Raw genomic sequence first — 22,958 nt, forward strand, 5'->3', positions numbered from 1 at the left:
TACGCTGGTAATCGTACCGTCAAGCAGATTAGTGACTGTACCAGCTGACGATAATGTACCGGCAGTAATGGTAGCGCCGAGTACGCTGGTAATCGTACCGTTGAGCAGGTTGGTGACTGTACCAGCCGATGACAACGTACCGGCAGTAATGGTAGCCCCCAGCACGCTGGTAATTGTACCGTCAAGCAGGTTGGTGACTGTACCAGCTGACGATAAAGTACCGGCAGTAATGGTAGCACCGAGTACGCTGGTAATCGTACCGTTTAAGAGGTTGGTGACTGTACCAGCGGACGACAACGTACCTGCGGTAATGGTAGCCCCCAATACGCTGGTAATCGTACCGTTGAGCAGGTTGGTGACTGTACCAGCCGACGACAAAGTACCGGCAGTAATGGTAGCACCGAGTACGCTGGTAATCGTACCGTTTAAGAGGTTGGTGACTGTACCAGCGGACGACAACGTACCTGCGGTAATGGTAGCCCCCAATACGCTGGTAATCGTACCGTTGAGCAGGTTGGTGACTGTACCAGCCGATGACAACGTACCGGCAGTAATGGTAGCCCCCAGTACACTGGTGATTGTACCGTCAAGCAGGTTGGTGACTGTACCAGCCGACGACAACGTACCGGCAGTGATGGTAGCCCCCAGCACGCTGGTAATTGTACCGTCAAGCAGGTTGGTGACTGTACCAGCTGACGATAAAGTACCAGCAGTAATGGTAGCACCGAGTACGCTGGTAATCGTACCGTTTAAGAGGTTGGTGACTGTACCAGCGGACGACAACGTACCTGCGGTAATGGTAGCCCCCAATACGCTGGTAATCGTACCGTTGAGCAGGTTGGTGACTGTACCAGCCGATGANTACGCTGGTAATCGTACCGTTTAAGAGGTTGGTGACTGTACCAGCGGACGACAACGTACCTGCGGTAATGGTAGCCCCCAATACGCTGGTAATCGTACCGTTGAGCAGGTTGGTGACTGTACCAGCCGATGACAACGTACCGGCAGTGATGGTGGCCCCCAGTACGCTGGTAATCGTACCATTCAGGATAACTGTGGTCAGGTTACCGCTGGGATCCGTAGTAAGGGGAAGATCGTTAAGTGAGACGGGGTCCCGCCCGAAAATAAGTGTGCGCAAATTATCCGGATTGGACTGGAATGAACTAAAGTTAGGCAAAGTTATTCATCCTTTCTTCATAGAATAGGAACAGCAAGCTTACTCGTAAAAAGACCCAAACCGTCGTCTGGGTCTTAAACATTATTGCTTCCGTCATTGCTAGAACACAGCCTGTACGGATAAAAATAAACCATTCGAATGGTGTGATATTAATATATGGAGGATTGAAGAGGATGACTGGGTTGGCATGGCAAAATACGCAGATTCCCAAACAAGCCGGTTAAAGCCGCATAATAGGAGTATATTTTTAATGACATAATGATGAAGTGAACCTTAACGATTGGACGTTGAGGTTTATTTTTCTTAAAATGGTTAAAATAAGGCGGATACATATAAACCCAGCGGCCAAAAAATCTAAACGAAAAGAGGAATGGTTATGGATAGCTGTTTGTTTATTCATGGCTTCACCGGGGGAGAACACGAAATCTCTCCGTTGTCACGGTTTATGGAGCAGCATAATTACCATTCCAGGACCTTCACGCTTAAAGGGCACGGCGGCAGCAGAAAAGATCTGCTTCACTCGGACAGGCATGATTGGCGGCAAAGTGCCGAAGATGAATTAAAGAGTTTGCTGAACCAGACGGAGAGCGTTCATCTTATTGGTTTTTCTACCGGAGCGTTGATCGCTTCCCATCTTTCGGTACAATACCAAGCCCGGATTAAGTCGCTTACGCTGCTGTCGGCGCCTGTGTTTCCGCTGAACGTGCTTGAGATTCTCAGAACGTTGGGCAGCCCAGCCATGCTCAGGAATTATTTCAGCAAATTCGGCTCGACGCCGGCGAAGGCCACCCGGGAATTTCAGCGGCTGGTCCGCGAAAGCTTTGAGGTCTATCCGCGCATCGAGATTCCGACCTTGATCGTGCAGGGCAGAAGAGATCATCTGGTGAAGACCAAAAGCGCCGGTTACCTGCAGCAGACCATTCCTTCCGGCCGCAAACAGGTGCTGATGGTGGAGAACAGCGGTCATATGGTTTGCCATTGCGATGACAGTGAGCGGATCATGAATGAAGTACTGCAGTTTATCGAGCGCTCAGGGGCTTCCTGAATAGTGTGTGAAAATAATATATCAAGCGCCGCTTGCAGAGCCTCTTTCACCGATGAGTGTGAAGCAGGCTCTTTCTTATTTATAGAGTTGATTTGCATTGACAACGTATACAGCACATGGTAATTTTTATGAAGGAAACCGGTTTCCCTAACGGGTTGAGTTTGTCCGGAAAATTCCGGGACTGATAATAAAAAGGAGATTAAAAAATATGTCAAACCACTGGTTTTTGTACCATACGTCAGAAGATCCTTTTGCCTTTCCCGCTGGACCGGGAGCCCTGAAATTGCGGCTGTTTGTGCCTGCCGGACAGCATTTAAGCTGTACTGTGGTTCACTCCGACCGCTATGATTCCCCGGGCAGTGAACAGCCGCAGTCTATGGAGAAAATCGGTTCAGCCGGCGCCTATGAGATTCATGAGGCGGTAATCCGGACGGAAACCGGCAAATGCAGATATTTGTTCTATGTAAAAAATCCTGCGGGTGATTATACATGGTACGGGGAGCGGGGAGAGTCCCAAAACCGCGAACGTGCCGGGTCTTTTCAATACGCTTATCTGCATGCCGACCAGGCGCTGGAGCTGCCTTCATGGACGAGCGGAGCCATTGTCTATCAGATATATCCCAGCAGCTATAACCGTGGAACACTGCAGGGAATTACAGAAAAAATACCCTATCTGCAGGAACTCGGCGTAACCGCCATCTACATGACACCTATCTTTGAATCTCCTTCAGAGCATAAATATGATACATCGGACTATTACAAGATTGATCCTGATTTTGGTACAGCAGAGGAGCTTAAGGAGCTCGTCGCTGAGGCACACCGCCACGGGATCAAGGTGCTGCTGGATGCTGTGTTCAACCATTCCGGCGATACTTTTTTTGCTTTCAGAGATGTGCTTGAACATGGGGAGAATTCGCGGTATAAGGATTGGTTCTTTATCCATTCCTATCCGGTTGAGCAGTCTCCGGTTCCAACCTATGAGACCTTCGCAAAGGCCGAAGCCCAAATGCCCAAGCTGAATATGAATCATCCTGAGGTTGCTGATTATATGCTCGGTGTGGCTAAGCATTGGATACGTGAAGCGGGAATTGACGGCTGGCGTCTGGATGTGGCCAATGAGGTCCATCCGCTGTTCTGGTCGCGGTTTCGCCGCGAACTGAAGGATGAATTTCCTGAACTGTTGCTGATTGGGGAAATCATGCATGCTTCAGGCCCGTGGTTAAGGGGTGACCAGTTTGATGGCGGGATGAATTATGTGCTGCGCGATGCGGTGCTGGAATTTTTTGCGGAACAATCCACGGGCCCGCAGCGGTTCATGGAGCAGCTGCTCCATATCGAAGCACTCTGCAATGATCAGGCTAACTCGGCAATGTTCCAGCTGCTTGGCAGCCATGATACCCAGCGGTTTCTGACAGCCTGCAAGGAAGGCGGCCGCGGCTGGAACCGGGCGGGTACAGCCCTTCAGCGGATGAGGCTGGCTATATTTTTTCAGATGACCTATATTGGCCTGCCAATGATTTATTACGGAGATGAAGTCGGAATGGAAGGGGCCACCGATCCGCACTGCAGAAAACCGATGCTTTGGCACAGGCAGGAGCAGAATGAGGAACTGCGCAATTGGTATAAGGAGCTGATTGCCCTGCGGAAAGCACATAACGTCCTGCAAAAAGGCGCATTCCGCCCCTGGTTCACTGATGAGGCGCGTAATGTCCTCGGCTTTGTGCGGCGGGGTGATCAGGACCCAATAGGGCTGATTCTCAACAACTCCCCAAATCATTATCAGCTTGAGCTGAGCAGTTTCCGCCCTGACCCAAATGAACTGACTGACTTGTTGAGTGGAAGGACCATCCGGAATGCCAAACGGATTCTTGTGGAGATTGAACCGTTCGGCTGCCTGATGTTGAACTAGCCGAACGGTGCGGATGAAATCATACGGCCGGGCTCAGGTTCATGATTTGTTTTTCTTATTTTTCCTAAGTGTCCGGTACTCCTGATTCTCCCATTGCTTGAGCAAAGGATAAGGATCGAAGGCCCACTCTGTAATTCCCCGGTCGCGGTAGATGCCGTAATGCAGATGGGGAGGGAATTTGCCCTGAGTTCCGGGTTTGCCATACCCCGAGCTGCCGACCCAGCCAAGAGTCTGCCCGGGTGTGACGATATCTCCGCGGGAGATGGATTTCTCATACCCGGCCAAATGGGCGTAATAATGATATCGGTTCTCGATATCGCGAATGCCTATTCTCCAGCCGCCAAAGCGGTTCCACCCCTTGGTCTCCACTACTCCAAAGCAGGTGCTGCGCACAGTCATTCCGTGCGGGGTGAACAGATCCGTTCCCTCGTGAATGCGCGCACCTCCCCAGCTTCTGCCGGTGCCCCAGGTACTGCGGTAAGCATACATCGTTCCGACAGGCAGCGGAAAAGCGCTGCCTGACAGGTCGAGCCGTCCGAAATGCTCATACAGCTTAGAGAACTGCGCCACCCGCTGGGCCGCGCGGCCATTATGATAATACTCCCAAATTGCAATGTTGAAGTCATTCGCAGAGTTTCCATAATTCAGAAGGTGGCGTGCCATGCTGTAGAGCACATCGGCATCATTTGCGGGATCGGCAAGATCGTCCCCGGACCCGTCCTGCCCGAAACCGCCGAAGAAGCTGATGGAATCAGGCGATTTATCGGCCTGATCCGGATTCAGCGGACCGGACCATACCGGTGCAGGAATGGCGATGCTGGTAAGACGGGAAGAAGCGGATACTTCCGTGCCTCCCTTTTTCTTAGCGATCGTCCGCTCATACTGGTCAATGGCAGCGAATCTGAACCAGGGAATGCCGGTAGCAGCACTCATTTGCTCATAAAGCTCCTTGCGTGCAGCCTCATCATTCACCTTGCTGCCGGCAGGAACGCCGCTGGATTTGACGGCCGGGAGGTTATGCCCCCGGGTGGCTGCAACAGCCGCTTCCCCGCTGCCCGACAGCAATAGGGCAGCCGACAAGCAGGATACGGTGATCACTTTTCTATAATTTCTGAATGGTGCCAGCATGATAATAACCTCCTAAATTCCGCCGTGGAATTGTACAATACATCGGGCAGGTATTGACAGATGCACTTCTTTTTCTTTTAATTTGAAGCAAAAGGGATGTTTTTATCCGTACTTGTCTAAAGCTACCAAGTATGAACAAATACCCTGCAGAAAGAGCTGATGTCTATCTGAAGTACAGGGCAAACAAGTTTGCAAGTTGAATTTCACAAAAACAGGCAATTGCTAATGGCACATGATATAATATGAGGCAGCAACTTTTTAACCATGGAACTTATATTCAGGCGAAAGCGGGGTTCACCACTTTGACTAATAGAACAGCCAAACAACCCAAGCCGGACTGGATTAAAATCAAGTTAACAACCGGTGATAATTATCAGGATATTAAAGGCATGATGCGATCCAAAACTTTACATACCGTATGTGAGGAAGCACGTTGTCCCAATATTTATGAATGCTGGGCGAACCGTACGGCTACATTTATGATCCTGGGAGACATTTGTACACGGGCCTGCCGTTTCTGCGCCGTGAATACAGGTCTGCCCACGGAGCTGGACCTGCTGGAGCCGGAGCGTGTTGCTGAAGCTGCAGAAGGCATGAAGCTTAACCATTGTGTGGTGACAAGCGTGGCCCGCGATGACTTGAAGGATGGCGGTGCGGCGATTTTTGCCGAGACTGTTGCTGCTATTCGAAGACGTCTTCCGCTATGCAGTGTGGAAGTACTGATCCCGGATTTTCTCGGAGACCGGGACAGCCTGGAAATTGTAATGAACAGCCGCCCGGACATCCTAAACCATAATATAGAGACGGTAGAGCGGATGTCGGACCGTGTGCGGGCCAGAGCCAAGTACCGCCGCTCTCTGGAGCTGCTGCGCCGGGCGAAGGAGATCAAACCAGATATTCCTACCAAATCCAGCATCATGCTAGGCGTTGGAGAGGAATGGGACGAAATACTTCAGGCGATGGATGATCTGCGGGCGGCAGATTGTGATATATTGACATTAGGGCAATACCTGCAGCCTTCCCCTAAGCATTTAAATGTGGAGAAATATTATCCGCCGGAGCAATTTGCTTTGCTGAAGGAAGAAGGACTGAAACGGGGCTTCAGTCATGTGGAAGCGGGTCCGCTCGTCCGCAGCTCTTATCGTGCGCATGAGCAGGTCAAGTCCGCTGCAAAAGCCCGTGAGGAGCGTTCAGTTTCACAGTAATAATTAAAATTTAGGGAAACAAAATTGCCTTCGTGACGGAGTCACAGGGTTTATCTTTAGTCTTTAGTCTTTAAGGTTTTAGGTTTTAGAGGGAAAAGGGCCGATTGTGAGCCGTAGGCGAGCAGAGGCCCTTGGGTTAATGTTGTAGGTCCACCCCATCACGCGTTGATGGAGCCGTGGAGCTGAATTTCGAAATTGGAGGAGCGCCAGCGTTCGCCTTTGTTGTCCGATTTCAACCGCATGGCGGTTAAGATGAAGAAATCGGACAACAACAGCGGCCGGAAATTCGAAATTCCGCGGAACGGCGGCTTATCAACGCCCCCGCTCCCGCTCCCATTATGCAAAAGAAAGGCAGGCGACACACGCTTGATCGTTATAGGTGGAAAAGGCTACGAGCTCATGTTGGATCATAAGGACGGCTGGAATCCGGAGGCGTTTCGCGGGAGATACAGCGAGGTGCTGGACCGTTACGATTATATTATCGGTGACTGGGGATACAGCCAATTACGTCTGAAAGGCTTTTACCGGGACAACCATCCGAAGGTGAACCGGGATACGGCTATTTCAGGCATGGTGGATTACATTAATGAATACTGCAATTTCGGCTGTGCCTATTTTGTTCTGCATAAATTGAAAGAGCAGCCGAAGGAAGGCACATTCAAGGATATCTTGATTAAAGAAATACCGGAGCCGGCGCTGGAGGAAGACCTTGAACAAGAGCCGGCTGAACCGGATGCTGTAATTAAAGAGCAGCGGGAATCGAAATCTTCTTACTCTAACCCGGCCCGGGACAAGGGTACTGGCGGAAACGGCAGGGATCATTCGTCTAAGGATAGACCTGTGCGGGAACATCAAAGCCGGAACCACCGGAATAAAGACAAAAAAGGCAATAAAGATTTTCAGGGCAGACAGCAGCAGAACCAGCAAAGCCCGCAGAACCAGCAGAATCCGCAGAACCCGCCCCAGAATTCTTCAAACTAAGCAAAGGCGGCAACTGTCGTCTGTTCTGGGATTGGTATAAAACAAGAATGCCCCGCAGCCATACATGGCTGGCGGGGCATTCTTTTGTTTCTGCTGTGCGATATAATCCGCTATTTAACGGATAATTTCAACTGTTTGAGTGCGGCGTCGTAGCTCCAGGTTAGCGCAGGGAATTTCTTCTTGAATGCATTGAGTTCAATGTAGGTCTCATCATTCTGGGACAGGGCTTCTTTGGAGGCTAAGGCGAAGCTGGAGATGCTGCCGGCTCCGTTCGTGACGAGCACTTTCTTGTTCTTGGCATCCCAAGTAACATCGCTCTCGACAAGGGTGGCCAGCACGCGTGCCGAAGCATAAACCTTGTCTCCTTGCTTCAAGAGACCGACATTTCCGGCAAAAGGACTTCCATTGATGTTCAGAATATGGTTATCTCCGGACGCAGTAATGTTGGTCATTCCGGCAATTTGCAGGGCGGTAATCAGCTGCGCGGTTTTGCTTTGGACTTCAATATCCGGCTTCAGGCCGATCTGGTTAAAGTCCTCCTTGTTCGGGGTCAGGTACTTTAAAGTCGTGAGCTTTAGTTCTCCGCCGTTGGATACGGGCACCAGGTTTTGAATTCTGGCTTTGCCGTATGTGCGGGTACCGACGATAGTCGCGATCTTATTATCGCGCAGAGCGCCGGTCAGGGCTTCGGAGGCACTGGCGGAGTTTTCATTCGTCAGGACGACGACAGGCACGCCGATTTTACTGCCACCCTTTATAATTTCCGGAGTCAGAGCGCCACTTTGGTCGGAGGTGTACATCATAATGCCCGACTCCATAAACTTGGCGGTAATGTTCTTGGCAACATCAATATAGCCGCCTCCGTTATTGCGCAGATCCAACACGAGCGATTTCATCCCAGCTGCCCGCATCTTATCCAGCATAGCGGAGAATTCCTTGTCGGCATTTTGCGTGAAGCCGCTTAATGCGATGTAGGCGATTTTCTGGCCGACAATTTTGCCGGTGACAGAGGTTGTTACCATACTTTTCAGGGTTACGTTAACGGATTTGGCCGCTCCGCTTCGGTTGACTGTTAGGGTCAGCTTGCTGCCCGGCGCTGCGCTAAAGGGATCGGCCTCAAGATCATCGATGGCCGTACCGTTGATCTTCAGAAGAACGTCACCACGTTTCAGACCCGCTTGTTCGGCGGGAGAACGGGGGGTGATTTCTTCAATGTACACTTCATTCCCATTTCTCGCCAGCGAAAAACCGATACCGACATATTCAAGCTCAAGCTGATGTTGAAATTCAGCGGCTTCGTCACTGTCGAGGTACATGCTGTAAGGATCATTGAGCGTATAGATCATTCCGTCAATTGCACCACGGATCAGGGTATCCTTGTCTACCCCTTCCACGTTGTAGGATTCAATATAGTCCATAATTTCGTTAATAATTTCCGTGTTTGAATCGGTCTGTGCGCTCTCTGCCGCTGAAGCAGCAGGTGCTAAGAGGAGGGAGAACGCAAGACAGCCGCTAAGAACGGCCGACATGATTTTACCGGATTTCATAAGTGCATACGCCCTTTTTTATTATATTTGATGATGCATTACAGCTGTCTGTCTTAAGATTATGATTGATCACCATCAAAGCTAAGGTTATAGGTTTCGTCAACCGTCCACGCACCTTCTTCTGACTTCACAAAGAGGAAGATGAGTGACTGCTTGTAGCTCTCCCCGCTATCGGCATCCTTAATGGTGGTTTCCGCATACACAGCGGCTTCTTCGTTAGAATAATAGAAGATATTCGAGTTATCCAGTGTATAGCGGTGATCATAGGTATCAAAATAGTCCTGCATATCCGACTTTGTTGCCGCATCGTACTCCTCCCCGTATGAGGTCATCAGGGCGGAGATAGCATCCGTATTCTCAGCGCTCATATATTGATAATACTTGCTGAGTTTATCTTTGATGGTTGTTGCTGTAGCTTGCGGCAGCACTGCTGCTGTCATTCCCTGTTCACGGGTCAGGAGCACCGTTCTGTCTTGCACCTCCATCGAGGCGATCTTCCATTTCCCGTCCTTACGGACGAGCTCATACAAATATTCAATGTTCTCGTCAGGAATATAAACGCCGCCGGTTCGAACAGCTTTCTCAACCGTGACGGCAGTCGCTTCATTTCCCTGGATTTGCAGCACCTTGAGGCTTTCTATTGTATTCTTGACATCATACAACTCAAAGGATGAATCCATATCGGCTACCATTCCCGTAACGTCCTCACCTGCATCCACAAGCGAATAAAAGCGACTGGCTTGTTCAGTATTATAATATTGATTGGCCAAATGAATTAAGGCCGTAATATCCTTCTCGTCGGTGACAGTGGACACAGCGGCTTTGATCTTGACGCTTCTGCTGCCAGAGTCCCAGACGGCTGTGCCGCCGGTAGCTTCAGCAATGAAACGCAAAGGAATATAAGTAGTGCCGCCGATGGAGAGGGGCGCTGTACTCATTTTTTTGACGGTTCCGTTCAGTGTAGCCCGGTTGCTGCCGAGTTTGAGGCTGAGCTTAAGCGAGGAGCTGGTGCCGGTGATGGTTCCCGTCTGGGCATTATAGAGCACCTGAAGTCCAAGCTTTTCGAAGATGACACGGAAAGGAACGAGTACAGTATTATTCTTAAGGTAAGGAGTACCCGCCGTGAATGAAACATTGCTGCCGTTAATATAGACCTTAATCGGTTGTTCTGCGGCAAAAGCGGGGACTGCCAGCACAAGTGCCAACAGGCTGGTGCCTAATAAAGATATTAATTTTTTCAACGGTATTCTCTCCTTTAAAATAAACATAACTATGTAAAATAGGTTCATTATACCAATGGAAATTCTCCCTGTCTATCAACTTGTGTTAGCTGTAATAGAGGAGTTTGTTAAACGCCCCCAAGCATAAAAGAGCCGGGAATGTCGTTGCATTCCCGGCTTTCCCACCTCTGAAGTTAGGACCAGCTCCCTAGACCAGAAAGGCTTCACGGACACGGTTCCAGAAAGGAAACGGGCGGTATCTGGCAAAGCTGATTTTTTTGTCGGATACCTGGCAACGGACGGAGACCAGGTCATCCACTGGAATATTGTTATGGTCAATCGTCAGCAGCAGGCGCTGGTCTTTGCGGGAAAAGATGTCGCAGTGATGATGCTTGGGCAGCAGCAACGGCGAACCCATCGTACGGAACACACGATTGTTGATCGATGCAATTTCGGCAATTTGCAGCGCTTCAATCGACGGATGCACCATAGCACCTCCAAGACTTTTGTTGTAGGCGGTGCTGCCTGATGGCGTGGAGAGGCATAAGCCATCGCCGCGGAACATCTCGAAGGTAACGTCATTAATGTCAACCTGGATGACCACCGTTCCGTCAACACCTTTAAGGGTGAACTCATTCAGGGCAATATGCGAGGTGGAACCTGATTTTTTATGGATTTCCAGTTCTAGCAGCGGATACTGCACGATACGCGGTTTATGTGGCATGGAGTCACCCACTCCGCACATATAGTCGATCAGTGTCGGAAGCTCTTCCGCTTGCCAATCCGCATAGAAGCCCAAATGTCCGGTATGCACACCTACAAAAGCCAAATTGGGAATCTGATCGATAAAAGTATGAAAAGCGTGCAGCATAGTTCCGTCACCGCCAATGGAAATGACGATTTCAGGAGATTCGGCATCCAGCTCCAGGTTCCGCTCCGCCGCCAGCTTGTGAAATTGCTCCGCAAGTTTAATGGACAATTCGTCTCCGCGGTCCAGAACATAATATCTCAAGATGTACAGGCTCCTTTGTATGATTCAGTCATACACCGATCATAATCAATCTTGACCCGGAACACAATATTAGAGCGATGAAAAGACTGTCCTTCTTGCGTATATTGTTCAGTATCCTTTCAGGATTAATGCCGCCGCCATGTGCGCGCTGCTATGCCGGATAGCATTATGAGCAGCGACAGCAGCAAAGCCCCACCCAGCAGCAGGCCAAGCAGGCTTAGACTGGAGACGAAAGCAGAGGCGGGAGAGGCAAGCCCGGAAGCGGCAGGCAATGAATTCCAATGCTCTGACAACCCGGAGCTTATGACGGGCTTCCAGAGCAGCAGCAGCAAGCCCGCTGACAGAAAGGCGTGGACCAGTCTGGCAAGCATGAAGGGGAGATAACGCAGTCCTGTGCCATTCAGGATGCTTGCGACCTGGGCATGTACGGATAATCCGCCCCAGGAGAGAATAAAAGCAGCTGCAGCTGCTTTGAAATGCAGCGGAATTGAAGCCGTCGCCTCACCGGCTGAACGGGCGCCCAGGGTAACCTCGAACAGGCCGCTGACCAGAGCCGCCGACAATTCAGGCGGGAACCCTGCCAGAGAGAGAATACGGTCTGTCAGTCCGAACAGTGTCGACATGATTCCGGCGCGGGCCAGCAGCTCCATCAGCACGGTGAAGAATACAACCAGCCCTCCTACGACAATAATAAGCAGCAGTGAGGATTGCACAGCCCCCATAAGCAGCTCGCCGAAGCTCCGCCCGTCCCTGCGCCGGGCTTCGGCCATGGAGCTCAGTGCCATGCGCAGCCGCCCGGAGTTTTGTCCACTAGGGGGAGTCTGATTTTTAGCGGATAATGTATGTTCTTTCCGTCCATGGAAGGACATCAGCAGGCCTACGATCAAGCCCCCTCCGTAATGGGCAAGCGCCAGGACTAGTCCTAAAGAAGCATCATGAAAAAAACCGACCGATACGGCACCCAGCAGAAAAATAGGATCGGAGGAGGTGGTGAACGCAACGAGGCGCTCCCCTTCCACCCGGTTGACCAGGCCCTGTTCCCGCAGCTTTGCGGTTAATTTGGCACCAACTGGATATCCTGATACATATCCCATGGCCGCCACAAATCCGCCGCTGCCGGGAATATTGAACAGCGGACGCATCAAAGGGTCCAGCAGCGCACCGAAGAGATGAACTATGCCGAGGCCGAGCATGATTTCGGAAATGACAAAGAACGGAAACAACGAGGGGAACAGCACGTCCCACCAGATGGCCAGCCCGCGCAACGCTGCAGCCAGAGCGCTTGCCGGATGAGCCAGCATCAGCAGGATGCAGCCGGCAAAGATGAGACCTAGCAGGGGGCCGGCAATCTTCTTCAAGAGCATAGTCAACGCCTCCAAGTTCTATGGTTAGATGTATGCCAAAAGGAGGACAAACAGCACAAAAAAATGCGGAAAGCGGTTACAAGACGCGATGCATTTTTGCTTGAATTATGATATTATTAAATTAATCAATGCACACCTTTTAGAGTAATAATTAGGGATGGAGTGATGGTGATGAGCGTAGTTGCCGGAGTTCTCGTTTGTGCTTTTGTATATGTTATCCGGATCTCTCTCGTCCCTCCTGGTGATGAGGAATTTCGGACCTATTAAATATGATGTGACGCTAAACACCGGGTTTAGCGTCTTTTTTTTGCGTTCTACAGGATGACATAAGCCTAAAGTCATTGTTTAACGGTGCAATGCTTTTTTTGGTATAATAAAACAGACGCTTCAATTAAAATGAAAGAAAGCTGGTAACCTCCAATGAATCCAAATGACAGCTTATTCGACAATCTGGGGGGCGCAGAGGGGCTTCACCGTCTGGTTGAAGTATTCTATGCAAAGGTGCAGCTTCATCCGCAGCTGAGCCCGTTATTCCCTGCTGATATTACTCCTGTCCTGGAGAAGCAATATCAATTCCTCAGTCAGTTTTTCGGCGGACCGGCGCTATATTCCGAGCTCCATGGCCATCCGATGATGAGAGCAAGGCATATGCATATTCCTATCACGCCGGCACATGCCGAGCAGTGGCTTAGGTGTATGAAGGAAGCACTGGAGGATACCGGTGTTCAGGAACCGCTGCGTTCATTTGTGCTCAGCCGGCTTGCAGGACCTGCACACCATTTTGTTAACATGCCCCAGGAGTAAGGAGCAGTTGATCGCGAAAGGATGAGGGCATTTGCCAGAATTAATACCTTTGTACTCGATTAAAGTTATATGCTGCAACTGTGAAGAGGAATTCTCAACCTCACGGGTACGTCCGAGCCTCAAAAGAGCAATACGCCGGGATGCGGATTTCTGCTCCTATTACAAGGAGGAAAATCCGGATTATTATGTTGTGCGTGTCTGTCCGAAATGCGGCTTTGCCTCTACAGAGAACTCTGCCGACAAGCTGGTCGACTGGCAGCGCAAAGCTTTTAATGAGCAGGTGGGGACCCGCTGGAAGACCCGGGATTTCGGGGAGAAGCGCAGCTGGGAGCTCGCACTTGAATCGTACAAGCTTGCACTGATTTGCGCTCAAAGCATCAAGGATAAAGACCGGATTATCGCTAGCCTCCTGCATCATATTGCCTGGATGTACCGCTACCAGGGGGATTCTGCGCAGGAGCAGCGCTTTTTGCGTTATTCGCTGGATGAATATGTAAAGGTGTTTGAGAATGACGGGATGGGTGGAAATGACGCCCGGCTGATGTATCTGATCGGCGAGCTGAACCGCCGTATCGGGGAGTTCCACAGTGCGGTGAAATGGTTCTCACGTCTGATCAACGACCAGAGAATCACCGATGCCGCGATGATCCGGGCTGCGCGCGAGCAGTGGGCCCTGCTGCGCGAACAAATGCGTGGAGAAGATATTGACCCGGACACATTGTCTGCAGGAATCTGATGCTTTTGCGCAGCTCCATGAACGGCAAAAAGCGCAAAAGCGACAAACTCGCTTTTGCGCTATGCAGGTGTGCCTGATTGAGGGAATGGGAGACCATAGGCGGTCAGCGGACCGCGCGGTCGAACAGCAGATAGTCCCCATCGTTGTCGATGACTGTCGGGCTAGTGCTGCAGCATGGAAAGACAAGCAGTTTCTTTTTGCCGTCGCGCACGATTTGCAGTTCCTTCGGTTTCATGGGGAGAAGCACATTCTCCGAGTTGCAGAACGGGCAGTACTGCACGTACAGATCTCCAAGAATAATGTCATAAGGCCAGGTATGGCTGAAAGGGATCATTGCTCTTCCTTCTCAGCTGGCGGCGTCTCTGCAGCTTTACCATCGGTCTCAGCGCTTTGCTGCTTCGATAATTCAGCGATCTTTTGCAGCAGGATATGTTGAGGCATATGCATCAAGTGTTCCAGGGGAACGCCGAGCTGTTTGGATAAAGTGATAGCCGTTTCCGGTGAAATTTGCAGTGGCTTCATGTTGATGCCCTCCTAAAAGTTTAATGAGCATAGCTGCTTAGAGTCATTTCGTACAAAGCTGCCTCAGAAGCATATGGCGGTACCCATTAGAATAAATATGATTATTTGGCCTCGAAAGCAGAGGCTTGGGGTTATCGTAATTCACTTTACCATGGCTTCAGGCCAAATACAAAGAAAACCAATTCAGAGCAAAGGAATGGTGGGAAGACATGAAACAACCATTATCACTGACATGGGAGCTGGAGTCTATTTTTCCGGGCGGTTCATCCTCTCTCCAGTTTGAAGAATTCTTGAAGCAGCTTGAAGCGGATATTGAGACCTTGCGGCAGCAGGTTGCCGCTTCCGTCTCCCCGCCTGATTCCGAATCCACCAAATCCCTGGATGCTGTGATCGAATTGCTGCAGAGCTGCTCCGGACGTCTGATCCAGGCGTCGGAATTTGCCGGCTGCCTGGGTGCCCAGAATCAGCAGGACAAGGGTGCTGTCCGGTTATCCTCCAAAGTGACCGGTTTGCGCGCCGGCTTCGAAGGCATCAGTTCGCAATTTGACAATGTGCTGCGTCAAACGTCGGATGCGGTATGGACGGAGTGGATGGCCCGGCCGGAAATTGCTCCGCTTGCTTTCGTACTAAGCGAAAGCCGTGACTTAGCCCGCGAGAAGATGAGCCCGGAGCTGGAAAGTCTGGCGCTTGAGCTCGCCGTTGACGGATATCATGGCTGGAGCGAGCATTACGAAACGATTGTCGGCTCCATTCAAATCCCGTATGAGGATGAGGAAGGAACCAAACAGTTGTCTGCCGGACAGGCCTTCAATAAGCTGGATGATGAAGATCCGAAAGTACGGAAGGCCATGTTCCGCAAATGGGAGGAAGCCTGGGGCGGAGCCGCGGATTATTGCGCGGATACCCTAAATCATCTGGCAGGATTCCGGCTGAAGTTGTACAAAGGCCGGGGCTGGGAGGATGTGCTGAAGGAGCCGCTTGGCATCAACCGCATGTCGCACACAACATTGGACGTGATGTGGGACGTCATTACCAAGAGCAAACCGGCGCTTGTCTCCTACCTCCAGCGCAAAGCCAAACTGCTGGGTATGGACGCACTCGCCTGGGTGGATGTAGAAGCGCCTGTCGGTAAATCCTCCGGCAAAATCCCTTATGATCAGGCAGCAAAAGACATTGTTACGCAATTCCGCAAATTTAGTCCGAAGCTGGCGGATTTCGCTGAGCATGCCTTCGACAATAACTGGATCGAGGTCGAAGATCGTCCGGCCAAACGTCCCGGCGGATTCTGCGTCTCCTTCCCGGAGAGCAAGGAATCCCGCATATTTATGACATACAGCGGCACGCCTTCCAATGTGTCGACATTGGCGCATGAGCTTGGACACGCCTACCACTCTTTCCTGCTGGATGACCAGCCGCTGTTCAACCAGAATTACGCGATGAATGTAGCAGAGACCGCCTCTACCTTCGCAGAAGTCATTGTATCCGATGCACAGGTGAAGGCAGCTGCTGATCCGGAGGAGAAGCTGGCGCTGCTTGAGGCGAAAATTCAGAACAGCGTTGCCTTTTTTATGAACATCCACGCCCGCTTCTTGTTCGAAACCCGCTTTTACGAAAAACGCAAGGAAGGTCTTGTGAACGCGGAAGAGTTGTCGGCACTGATGGAGGAAGCTCAGAAGGAAGCCTTCTGCGGTGTGTTGTCAGAGTATCACCCGCATTTCTGGGCCTCTAAGCTGCATTTCTACATTACAGATGTGCCGTTCTACAATTTCCCTTACACCGTAGGATATATGTTCAGCACGGGATTGTACCGGCTTGCGCTGGAGCAAGGGGCTTCATTTGCTGACAAATATGATAATTTGCTGCGGGATACAGGGGTAATGACACTGGAGGATCTGGTCTCCAAACATCTTGGAGTAGACCTTGCAGAGCCGGATTTCTGGCAGGGAGCCGTAGATCTGATTGTAGCGGATATCAACGAATTTCTTGCAATGACAAACTAATCGACCGAGAATATGACAGAACTAAGACGAGAATTTTTTGTCGAATGGAAATCGATTCGCTCAGAATTGGTGTGAATACGCAAAAGCCCCTTTATCGGGGCTTTTTTTTGCGCTGTATAGTGTCGAAAGCGATCGGTTTATAGTGGAATTTATTGGATTTTTAATAAAGATTGCGCACATATAGGGATTTTAACCCAATTATGTTGAATAATGTTGTACCTTGTAAAGTACTGCCCTATAATGAGCCTAAAGCCTTATATAAGGTCTGCTAGGAAAGAAATACGAAGGCAGTTTGTACGAAGAATATTCAAGAAGCAGTGCTCTCACAAAACGAAGCGGAAGCTTACGAAGCAAGTTTTGTACGAAGAATAGAACTTCAAGAAGCAATGCTCACTAAACTTTTAGGAGGTACAATATGCTCAGGACAGAAGAGCTATCGCTGGCAAGACAGATGGATTTGGTATTCAAGGAACTGCAAGAGGAATTGTCTGGACTGTCTTCCGGCACGGTTTTTGTGCAAATCAGAAATAATGTCATCGGTAAGTTTGGGATCCGCCATAATCCGCTGTCTGGACGAAGTGGTGTATTTAAGGAAGAGCAGGAGGGGCTGAACTCAGGCCAGTTATCCTCCTTCCGGCTTATGGCGCTGGAGAGTCTGAAATACAAACGGCGCTGGACGCATGGTGAGATCAGCTATGAGTTCGCCGTCCGCCAGGGAATGGTGGTTGTAGATGCGATCCTGGAGTCCAATTACAATATGGCCAACCTGATGATCCGCTATCCCCGTAATTCTGCTGATAATTCAGATCAAAATTACGGCTAAAATTATACATAGCTACACAAGCTAAAAGCCCGCCTGCGCTTCGACGAGAAGCGCAGGCGGGCTGAGAAGCTACTCCGTTTCAGGCGTTAGCCCTACCGGATAAATCACTTAATAATAAGGCGACTACGAACGACCGGACAGTTGTTGCTCTGCCAGTTGTACCAGACGTTTGGTGATGTATCCTCCCAAAGAACCGGTTTCGCGGGAAGTGTAGTTACCATAATAACCGTCTTGTGGAATCGTTACTCCAAGCTCTTGTGCTGCTTCATATTTCAACTGCTGCAGCGCTGCATTCGCTTGAGGCACGACCAGGTTATTACTACGGCTGCTACGACCTTGTTGACCTGCTTGACCCATGTGTGTCACCTCCTTCGCCCGTTGTGAAGATAGTATGAGCGCGAGGAGATGAATTCATGCACGATTTCGAAAGAATTTAAGGATGGTAATTATATGAAATTAAGAAGTTAAGGATAGAGTATTTCGAGCATGCTGGAAAGCGCAAGTGTCTGGCCGGGCTGCAAGGTAATGAGTCCTGTAAAGGAAGGGTTCTTTGGAATATTCGGAGCATCCGGCAGCCATGTGTAGGGTTCGATGCACAGAAACTGCTCTGCAGGCCCTTTCGTATATACCACCCAATGACGGAAGTAATCTTTGTCTGCAGTATAGCGAAGCCCATATCCGTCATCGCGGAGCAGCAAGGCTTCTGCGGGCTGCTCTTTTCCGATCCTTAGCACAGTATCCAAATTAGTACCTTGAAGATTCATACCTTGGTTCAAGTCTTCCAAATCACCAAGTGGCAGCAGGCTGCCGCTGGGCAGGAGCTCGTTGTTCAGTTCATAAATGCTTTCTACGGGTAAATTCAGTTTCCAGCGGCCGGGTTCACTGTCAATCATGAACCATGTGTGATAGCCAATCCCGAATGGAATGACTGTGTCTCCTAAGTGAGTGACCTTGAGCGTTTGCTGAACGCGGGCATCCTGAAGCCGGAACGTCATTTCGAATCTCAGAGGAACAGGAAATTGCCTCATCCAGTTAGCGTCGTCGCCGGTATTGAATTCCGTCGTCACCGCACAGCCTTCTTCGTCCTCTTCAATATCGCTGACACACCAGCTCTGCGTCCGGTGCAGTCCATGAATATGATTGTCCCCGGCCGTATTCTGATCAAACTGGTAGCTTGTGCCCTCAAATTGAAATTGACCCTTGCGGATTCGTCCGGGTGGAACTAAGAGCGGAATACCGAAATGGTAAGGCTTCTGCAGATAAAAAGATATGTCGCTTTCATCAGGCCGGCGCAGGATTTCCCGATTCTCCTTACGGTCCCACAAGGAGATAATGTTGTTTCCCAGTCGCGGCAAAAGCGTGAGTTCAAGTTCGCAGCTATGCAAAATATAGGTATCATAGCCGCCCCACTGCCCTTTGGTCACCTGTTTCATGAGAGATATGCTCCTTTAACTTAATCTGAAAGAATGCGAATAACCTTATCATAACAGATTTATGTTTTTGTGGTTAACGGATTTGACATCTTCTCAGTATCGCTCTATGATGAATGCATTAATGAACGATGACAATGCGATGACAGGGACAAGTAGGCGGGAACTGCACCTTCAGAAAGCCGGTGGCTGATGTGAACCGGCGGGACACTTCCGTATGAATGGACCCTTGAGCGCCGCGCTTGAACGGGCTGGAGAGCCTCAGTAGACCGGCCGGCACTTCCCCGTTACCGGAAGCAAAGGCTGTTTGCTGATGTCCTCTATGGACCCCTCGAGCAGCGAATAAGGGTGGTACCACGGTCTCACGTCCCTTGCGGATGTGGGGCCTTTTTGTGTTCTTCGAAAGTGGAAATTACATTTTATGGAGGGTAATTCGATGGCTAAAAAAGTATTGTCGGGCATTCAGCCCAGTGGATCACTGACACTCGGGAACTATATCGGAGCGATCAAAAATTTCGTAAAACTGCAAAAAGAGTATGAATGCTTTTTCATGGTAGTGGATCTTCATGCCATTACTGTTACTCAGGATCCTGCCGCACTGCGGGAAAATTCAGAATCGGTAGCGGCACTTTATCTTGCTGCAGGCATTGATCCGGCAATCTCAAATGTCTATATGCAGTCCCATGTACCACAGCATGCCGAGCTGGGCTGGATCATGACTACGCTGACTGCAATGGGTGAGCTGGAGCGGATGACCCAGTTCAAGGATAAGTCTTCCGGGAAGGATTCTGTAGGCTCAGGCCTGTTCGTCTATCCATCGCTGATGGCTGCCGATATCCTCATTTACAATGCCGACCTCGTACCTGTTGGTGAGGATCAGAAGCAGCATTTGGAATTGACGAGAGATCTGGCCGGACGTTTCAATCACCGGTTTGGGGAATTCTTCACGGTTCCGGAGCCGTATATTCCTGAAGTGGGCGCACGCATTATGTCGCTGGACGACGCCAGTAAAAAAATGAGCAAAAGCAATCCAAACGCGGGCAGCTATATCGCACTGCTTGATCCGCCGGATGTGATCCGCAAAAAAATCAGCCGTGCTACGACGGACTCCGGCCGTGAAGTGGTGTATGATCCCGCAAACAAGCCTGAGATCAGCAATCTGATGAGCATTTATGCCGAGTGCTCGGGAATGAGCCTGCAGCAGATTGCCGACCGTTATGAAGGCCAAATGTATGGAGGGTTCAAAAAGGATCTTGGTGAAGTGCTGGTGGCTGCGCTAGAGCCGCTTCAGCAGAAATATTATGAAATCCGCAGCTCCGGCACGCTTGGTGATATTCTTGCCGAAGGTGCGGAACGCGCCCGCATCGTGGCGGCGCAGAACCTTGCCGCCGTTAAGGAACGGATGGGCTTCCTCCCGTTACGTTAAGAGGCCTGCCTTGCCTCCGCTTTGCGTCTCAGTCTGGCTTTGAGAATAAACCCCCAGCCGATGTTCAGGACACAGAGAACGCCAAGCAGGAGCGCAAGCCAGATGTTAAAGCTGATGGAGATAGAAGCAGCTGTTAGCATTAGAATCGAAGAACATGCGAACCAAAGCGACAGACCTTTACCCATAATTGCCAGCCTTCCTTTCTAATAATAGTAAGTGAATGATCCCGCAGCGCTTATGTGCTGCGGAGTTTTTTTGTAATATAAGGAACTATATAATATGCAGTAATAAATGATGCTTAATAAACATCTGAAATTCATTGAAAACGCTTTATGGTGATTGTGCCTTATGTTGCGGCAGGCGTCAAGAGCGGTAATTCATGGCAGAGCAAAGAAGGCGTCCGGAAACCGGACGCCTTCTGCTATTGATTACAGCTTTACGGAGCCCGGATCAATGGCGAACCGTTCATCCAGTTTCTCGCTGCTGAGCCAGCCTACATAAGTGTTGAGCGGATGATAATGGTTATCCATTACAAGCACCGCTACGAAAGGGAATTGCTTGCGGTGTAAATAACGCACATCGCCCCAGCGTACAATATAACCGGAGGGCAATTCCTCGACCTCGGCTACAGCATATGAGGTGAAATAAAGAAATGCCTGAATGTCCGGATGGGATTTGGAATGTTCTACAGCGGGGTGGGTGGAGCACACCGCATGTTTGAACCATTCCAGCCGCCCGCCGCTCAGCAATCCGACGTTATAGCTGCCGTCCGGTTTGGCTTTGACCACATTCCAGCGTGATGGCGAGATCGTGGGGATGACATAATAACGGTCGCCGGCATTATGATGCATATCTTTGTTCTTGATATTGCGCGTAATCCGGGCATGCACGAGGGTCCGCCAAATATAATAAATCACGATACTGGCATACAGGGTGATAAATAAAGGTGCCGGTGGAATCATCCCGCTGATCCAGAGAATAATTGCCGCTACATGGCTGCCGAATATAAACGGATCAAAGATGTGGATAATATTCCAGGCAATCCATTTCTCTGTGAAGGGACGCGCGGCCTGTGTCCCATACGTGTTGAACAAATCGGAGAATACATGAACGGCTACGCCAATGAAGCTCCACAGAGCAATATGGCTAAGAGAAGGTACATCGGTAAATCCGAATAGCGGTCCGATCACCAGTGTGATCAAAGCCGGCCACAGCAGCAGGAATGGCAGGGAATGGGTGATTCCCCGGTGATTGCGGATATAAAGCGCATTGTCCTTGAGACGCAACGCAGTATCGGCATCCGGTGCTTGCGAGGCCAGTACAGTGGCTACCATGACAGCCCCGGCCAGTGTTCCATGGGAGGCGACGGCGGGATCAACGAAGGAAAGGCCGGCCAGTCCCAGGCCCATAACAAAATGTGTAGCAGTATCCATTGGTCAGATCTCCTTTGTACGGAAGTTCTCTATTAATAACTACCCAATTTTGCGTCCAGTTATTTAGGGAGGAGGAAATAAATATTTTCACGTAATTGTCAAATTGATGAACATCTTGGTCAATGATTGTCAAAGTCTTTCCCGGTTTGATATGATAAAGTTAACAGCGGAGTGGTAAAAATTCTTAATTAAGAACGATAAAACGGTTCTTGACTCCGGCGGAACGTTAGAAGTCCCTTAGAAGGAGGAACACCAAACGTGGACAATCAATTGAGATATCAAGCTTCTTCCGATTCCGCAGCCATGTCTGCCAAATCACCCAAGGAAGGTGCAAGCTGGCGTGACTTTATTACAGTGACGAAACCCGGCATTATCCGCTCCAATCTTATCGCTGCTTTTGCAGGATACTGGGTGGCTTCGGGCTGGGACGTGCAATACGGCCGATTAATTCTGACCTTGCTCGGTACAATGCTAGTCATGGCTTCGGCCTGTGTATTTAATAATTATTTTGACCGCGACCTGGATATGAAGATGGAACGAACCCGTGAACGCGGACTGCCTACGGGCCGACTCAAGCCGAATACGGTTCTGCTCTATGCCATCGGGCTTGGCATTGCCGGTCTTGCTGTGCTGTTTGCATTCTCCGGTGTGCTCAGCGGGCTGTTCGGCATACTCGGCATGTTCGTTTACGTAGTAGTTTACACCCTTTGGTTGAAAAGAACATCTACTTGGAGTACTTCTGTAGGTGCAATCTCCGGAGCCATGCCTCCGGTTATCGGATATGTTGCAGTTACAGGTAATGTGGATCTCGGTGCCTGGCTGCTGTTCGCAATGCTGTTTCTGTGGCAGCCGCCCCATTTCTGGGCTCTGGGCATCCGCCGGAAGGAAGAGTACAGAGCTGCGGGATTTCCGCTGCTTCCAGTCGTTAAGGGAACACGCCGCACCAAGTTCCAGATGATTCCCTATGTGGCATTGCTGCTGCCGATTCCGGTTCTGATGTACGTTTATGATTATGCAGGGATATTCTACCTTGTTATTTCTGCCGCATTGTCCGTTGCCTGGCTGTACTTGACATTGACGGGCTTCAAAGCAAAGGATGACGATGCCTGGGCGAAGAAGAACTTCTTCTTCTCCATTAATTACCTGACTGTCAGTCTGATCGTGCTTGTGCTGAATACGACTCACGTTTAAGAGGG

Annotated in this window: 22 protein-coding genes; 10 read left to right on the forward strand and 12 right to left on the reverse strand. The window is 50.2% G+C overall.

Annotated elements, in window-relative coordinates; translation table 11 throughout:
* Positions 1-783, reverse strand: a 783-nt coding sequence (locus ACAN56_RS26375) for a beta strand repeat-containing protein (RefSeq protein WP_379146542.1), incomplete at its 3' end; no start/stop codon positions are given.
* A 770-nt stretch (positions 784-1,553) separates the two neighbouring features.
* On the opposite strand from ACAN56_RS26375, the gene ACAN56_RS26380 reads away from it, so the two are divergent.
* Complete coding sequence (locus tag ACAN56_RS26380) at positions 1,554-2,222, forward strand: alpha/beta hydrolase (RefSeq protein ID WP_340896673.1); 669 nt, start codon at positions 1,554-1,556, stop codon at positions 2,220-2,222.
* A 208-nt stretch (positions 2,223-2,430) separates the two neighbouring features.
* Complete coding sequence (locus tag ACAN56_RS26385) at positions 2,431-4,131, forward strand: alpha amylase N-terminal ig-like domain-containing protein (RefSeq protein WP_038596213.1); 1,701 nt, start codon at positions 2,431-2,433, stop codon at positions 4,129-4,131.
* A 39-nt stretch (positions 4,132-4,170) separates the two neighbouring features.
* On the opposite strand, the gene ACAN56_RS26390 is transcribed toward ACAN56_RS26385, so the two are convergent.
* Positions 4,171-5,259, reverse strand: coding sequence for a M23 family metallopeptidase (locus tag ACAN56_RS26390; protein WP_379146546.1), 1,089 nt, complete (start codon positions 5,257-5,259; stop codon positions 4,171-4,173).
* A gap of 302 nt (positions 5,260-5,561) precedes the next feature.
* Between ACAN56_RS26390 and lipA the strand changes: the two genes are divergently transcribed.
* A complete protein-coding gene (lipA, locus tag ACAN56_RS26395) occupies positions 5,562-6,464 on the forward strand; it encodes a lipoyl synthase (RefSeq protein ID WP_038596209.1) in 903 nt (300 codons plus the stop codon).
* Between the two features lie 195 nt (positions 6,465-6,659).
* Positions 6,660-7,445 (forward strand): YutD family protein, encoded by a 786-nt coding sequence (locus tag ACAN56_RS26400; RefSeq protein ID WP_379146549.1) that lies wholly within the window; start codon positions 6,660-6,662, stop codon positions 7,443-7,445.
* 110 nt (positions 7,446-7,555) lie between these two features.
* Here the strand turns inward: ACAN56_RS26400 and ACAN56_RS26405 are convergent, their stop codons facing one another.
* From ACAN56_RS26405 to ylbJ, 4 genes are all read right to left on the reverse strand, one after another.
* Positions 7,556-8,992, reverse strand: a complete 1,437-nt coding sequence (locus tag ACAN56_RS26405; protein ID WP_052092296.1) for a S41 family peptidase — start codon at positions 8,990-8,992, stop codon at positions 7,556-7,558.
* A 59-nt stretch (positions 8,993-9,051) separates the two neighbouring features.
* A complete protein-coding gene (locus tag ACAN56_RS26410; protein ID WP_379146551.1) occupies positions 9,052-10,233 on the reverse strand; it encodes a copper amine oxidase N-terminal domain-containing protein in 1,182 nt (393 codons plus the stop codon).
* 187 nt (positions 10,234-10,420) lie between these two features.
* The gene (locus ACAN56_RS26415; RefSeq protein ID WP_038596204.1) at positions 10,421-11,224 is read right to left on the reverse strand and encodes an NAD kinase; all 804 of its coding nucleotides are present in this window, start codon (positions 11,222-11,224) and stop codon (positions 10,421-10,423) included.
* Between the two features lie 125 nt (positions 11,225-11,349).
* The gene (ylbJ, locus tag ACAN56_RS26420) at positions 11,350-12,588 is read right to left on the reverse strand and encodes a sporulation integral membrane protein YlbJ (RefSeq protein ID WP_379146553.1); all 1,239 of its coding nucleotides are present in this window, start codon (positions 12,586-12,588) and stop codon (positions 11,350-11,352) included.
* A gap of 420 nt (positions 12,589-13,008) precedes the next feature.
* On the opposite strand from ylbJ, the gene ACAN56_RS26425 reads away from it, so the two are divergent.
* Positions 13,009-13,392, forward strand: coding sequence for a globin domain-containing protein (locus ACAN56_RS26425; protein WP_038596199.1), 384 nt, complete (start codon positions 13,009-13,011; stop codon positions 13,390-13,392).
* Between the two features lie 31 nt (positions 13,393-13,423).
* The gene (locus ACAN56_RS26430; RefSeq protein WP_038596197.1) at positions 13,424-14,128 is read left to right on the forward strand and encodes a DUF2225 domain-containing protein; all 705 of its coding nucleotides are present in this window, start codon (positions 13,424-13,426) and stop codon (positions 14,126-14,128) included.
* 103 nt (positions 14,129-14,231) lie between these two features.
* On the opposite strand, the gene ACAN56_RS26435 is transcribed toward ACAN56_RS26430, so the two are convergent.
* A complete protein-coding gene (locus ACAN56_RS26435) occupies positions 14,232-14,462 on the reverse strand; it encodes a hypothetical protein (RefSeq protein WP_038596195.1) in 231 nt (76 codons plus the stop codon).
* On the reverse strand, positions 14,459-14,650 hold the full coding sequence (locus ACAN56_RS26440) for a YycC family protein (RefSeq protein ID WP_038596193.1): 192 nt from the start codon (positions 14,648-14,650) through the stop codon (positions 14,459-14,461). The genes ACAN56_RS26435 and ACAN56_RS26440 overlap by 4 nt, the downstream gene beginning before the upstream one ends.
* A gap of 209 nt (positions 14,651-14,859) precedes the next feature.
* Here ACAN56_RS26440 and ACAN56_RS26445 point away from each other — a divergent pair, with 209 nt between their 5' ends.
* Together ACAN56_RS26445 and ACAN56_RS26450 are read left to right on the forward strand one after the other, a co-directional pair.
* Positions 14,860-16,650 carry a M3 family oligoendopeptidase gene (locus ACAN56_RS26445; protein ID WP_379146557.1) on the forward strand — a complete coding sequence of 597 codons (1,791 nt, stop codon included), beginning with the start codon at positions 14,860-14,862 and terminating at the stop codon, positions 16,648-16,650.
* Positions 16,651-17,065: 415 nt separating this feature from the next.
* A complete protein-coding gene (locus ACAN56_RS26450; RefSeq protein WP_038596189.1) occupies positions 17,066-17,473 on the forward strand; it encodes a hypothetical protein in 408 nt (135 codons plus the stop codon).
* 123 nt (positions 17,474-17,596) lie between these two features.
* Here ACAN56_RS26450 and ACAN56_RS26455 read toward each other — a convergent pair whose 3' ends face one another.
* Positions 17,597-17,830: an alpha/beta-type small acid-soluble spore protein gene (locus ACAN56_RS26455; protein ID WP_038596187.1), complete on the reverse strand. Its 234-nt coding sequence runs from the start codon at positions 17,828-17,830 to the stop codon at positions 17,597-17,599.
* A 107-nt stretch (positions 17,831-17,937) separates the two neighbouring features.
* Entirely contained in the window at positions 17,938-18,906 is a 969-nt protein-coding gene (locus ACAN56_RS26460; protein WP_379146560.1) for an aldose 1-epimerase, read from the reverse strand.
* 433 nt (positions 18,907-19,339) lie between these two features.
* On the opposite strand from ACAN56_RS26460, the gene trpS reads away from it, so the two are divergent.
* Positions 19,340-20,329, forward strand: a complete 990-nt coding sequence (gene trpS, locus ACAN56_RS26465; protein WP_038596183.1) for a tryptophan--tRNA ligase — start codon at positions 19,340-19,342, stop codon at positions 20,327-20,329.
* Here trpS and ACAN56_RS26470 read toward each other — a convergent pair.
* Both ACAN56_RS26470 and ACAN56_RS26475 read right to left on the reverse strand, forming a co-directional pair.
* Positions 20,326-20,514 carry a hypothetical protein gene (locus ACAN56_RS26470; protein ID WP_038596181.1) on the reverse strand — a complete coding sequence of 63 codons (189 nt, stop codon included), beginning with the start codon at positions 20,512-20,514 and terminating at the stop codon, positions 20,326-20,328. The two genes, trpS and ACAN56_RS26470, sit on opposite strands and share 4 nt — an antisense overlap.
* A 243-nt stretch (positions 20,515-20,757) precedes the next feature.
* Complete coding sequence (locus ACAN56_RS26475; RefSeq protein WP_379146562.1) at positions 20,758-21,762, reverse strand: metal-dependent hydrolase; 1,005 nt, start codon at positions 21,760-21,762, stop codon at positions 20,758-20,760.
* 258 nt (positions 21,763-22,020) lie between these two features.
* On the opposite strand from ACAN56_RS26475, the gene cyoE reads away from it, so the two are divergent.
* Positions 22,021-22,953, forward strand: coding sequence for a heme o synthase (gene cyoE / locus ACAN56_RS26480; RefSeq protein WP_038596177.1), 933 nt, complete (start codon positions 22,021-22,023; stop codon positions 22,951-22,953).
* Positions 22,954-22,958 lie beyond the last annotated feature (5 nt).

The sequence above is a fragment of the Paenibacillus paludis genome, from assembly GCF_042610515.1.
GTDB lineage: Bacteria > Bacillota > Bacilli > Paenibacillales > Paenibacillaceae > Paenibacillus_AQ.

Excerpts from the sequence above, each read along its gene's own strand:
- ACAN56_RS26380 (WP_340896673.1), top strand. The coding sequence starts at position 1,554 with ATGGATAGCTGTTTGTTTATTCATGGCTTCACCGGGGGAGAACACGAA.
- ACAN56_RS26385 (WP_038596213.1), top strand. The coding sequence starts at position 2,431 with ATGTCAAACCACTGGTTTTTGTACCATACGTCAGAAGATCCTTTTGCC.
- ACAN56_RS26390 (WP_379146546.1), bottom strand. The coding sequence starts at position 5,259 with ATGCTGGCACCATTCAGAAATTATAGAAAAGTGATCACCGTATCCTGC.
- ACAN56_RS26405 (WP_052092296.1), bottom strand. The coding sequence starts at position 8,992 with ATGAAATCCGGTAAAATCATGTCGGCCGTTCTTAGCGGCTGTCTTGCG.
- ylbJ (WP_379146553.1), bottom strand. The coding sequence starts at position 12,588 with ATGCTCTTGAAGAAGATTGCCGGCCCCCTGCTAGGTCTCATCTTTGCC.
- ACAN56_RS26425 (WP_038596199.1), top strand. The coding sequence starts at position 13,009 with ATGAATCCAAATGACAGCTTATTCGACAATCTGGGGGGCGCAGAGGGG.
- ACAN56_RS26435 (WP_038596195.1), bottom strand. The coding sequence starts at position 14,462 with ATGATCCCTTTCAGCCATACCTGGCCTTATGACATTATTCTTGGAGAT.
- ACAN56_RS26440 (WP_038596193.1), bottom strand. The coding sequence starts at position 14,650 with ATGAAGCCACTGCAAATTTCACCGGAAACGGCTATCACTTTATCCAAA.
- ACAN56_RS26445 (WP_379146557.1), top strand. The coding sequence starts at position 14,860 with ATGAAACAACCATTATCACTGACATGGGAGCTGGAGTCTATTTTTCCG.
- ACAN56_RS26450 (WP_038596189.1), top strand. The coding sequence starts at position 17,066 with ATGCTCAGGACAGAAGAGCTATCGCTGGCAAGACAGATGGATTTGGTA.
- ACAN56_RS26455 (WP_038596187.1), bottom strand. The coding sequence starts at position 17,830 with ATGGGTCAAGCAGGTCAACAAGGTCGTAGCAGCCGTAGTAATAACCTG.
- ACAN56_RS26460 (WP_379146560.1), bottom strand. The coding sequence starts at position 18,906 with ATGAAACAGGTGACCAAAGGGCAGTGGGGCGGCTATGATACCTATATT.
- trpS (WP_038596183.1), top strand. The coding sequence starts at position 19,340 with ATGGCTAAAAAAGTATTGTCGGGCATTCAGCCCAGTGGATCACTGACA.
- ACAN56_RS26470 (WP_038596181.1), bottom strand. The coding sequence starts at position 20,514 with ATGGGTAAAGGTCTGTCGCTTTGGTTCGCATGTTCTTCGATTCTAATG.
- ACAN56_RS26475 (WP_379146562.1), bottom strand. The coding sequence starts at position 21,762 with ATGGATACTGCTACACATTTTGTTATGGGCCTGGGACTGGCCGGCCTT.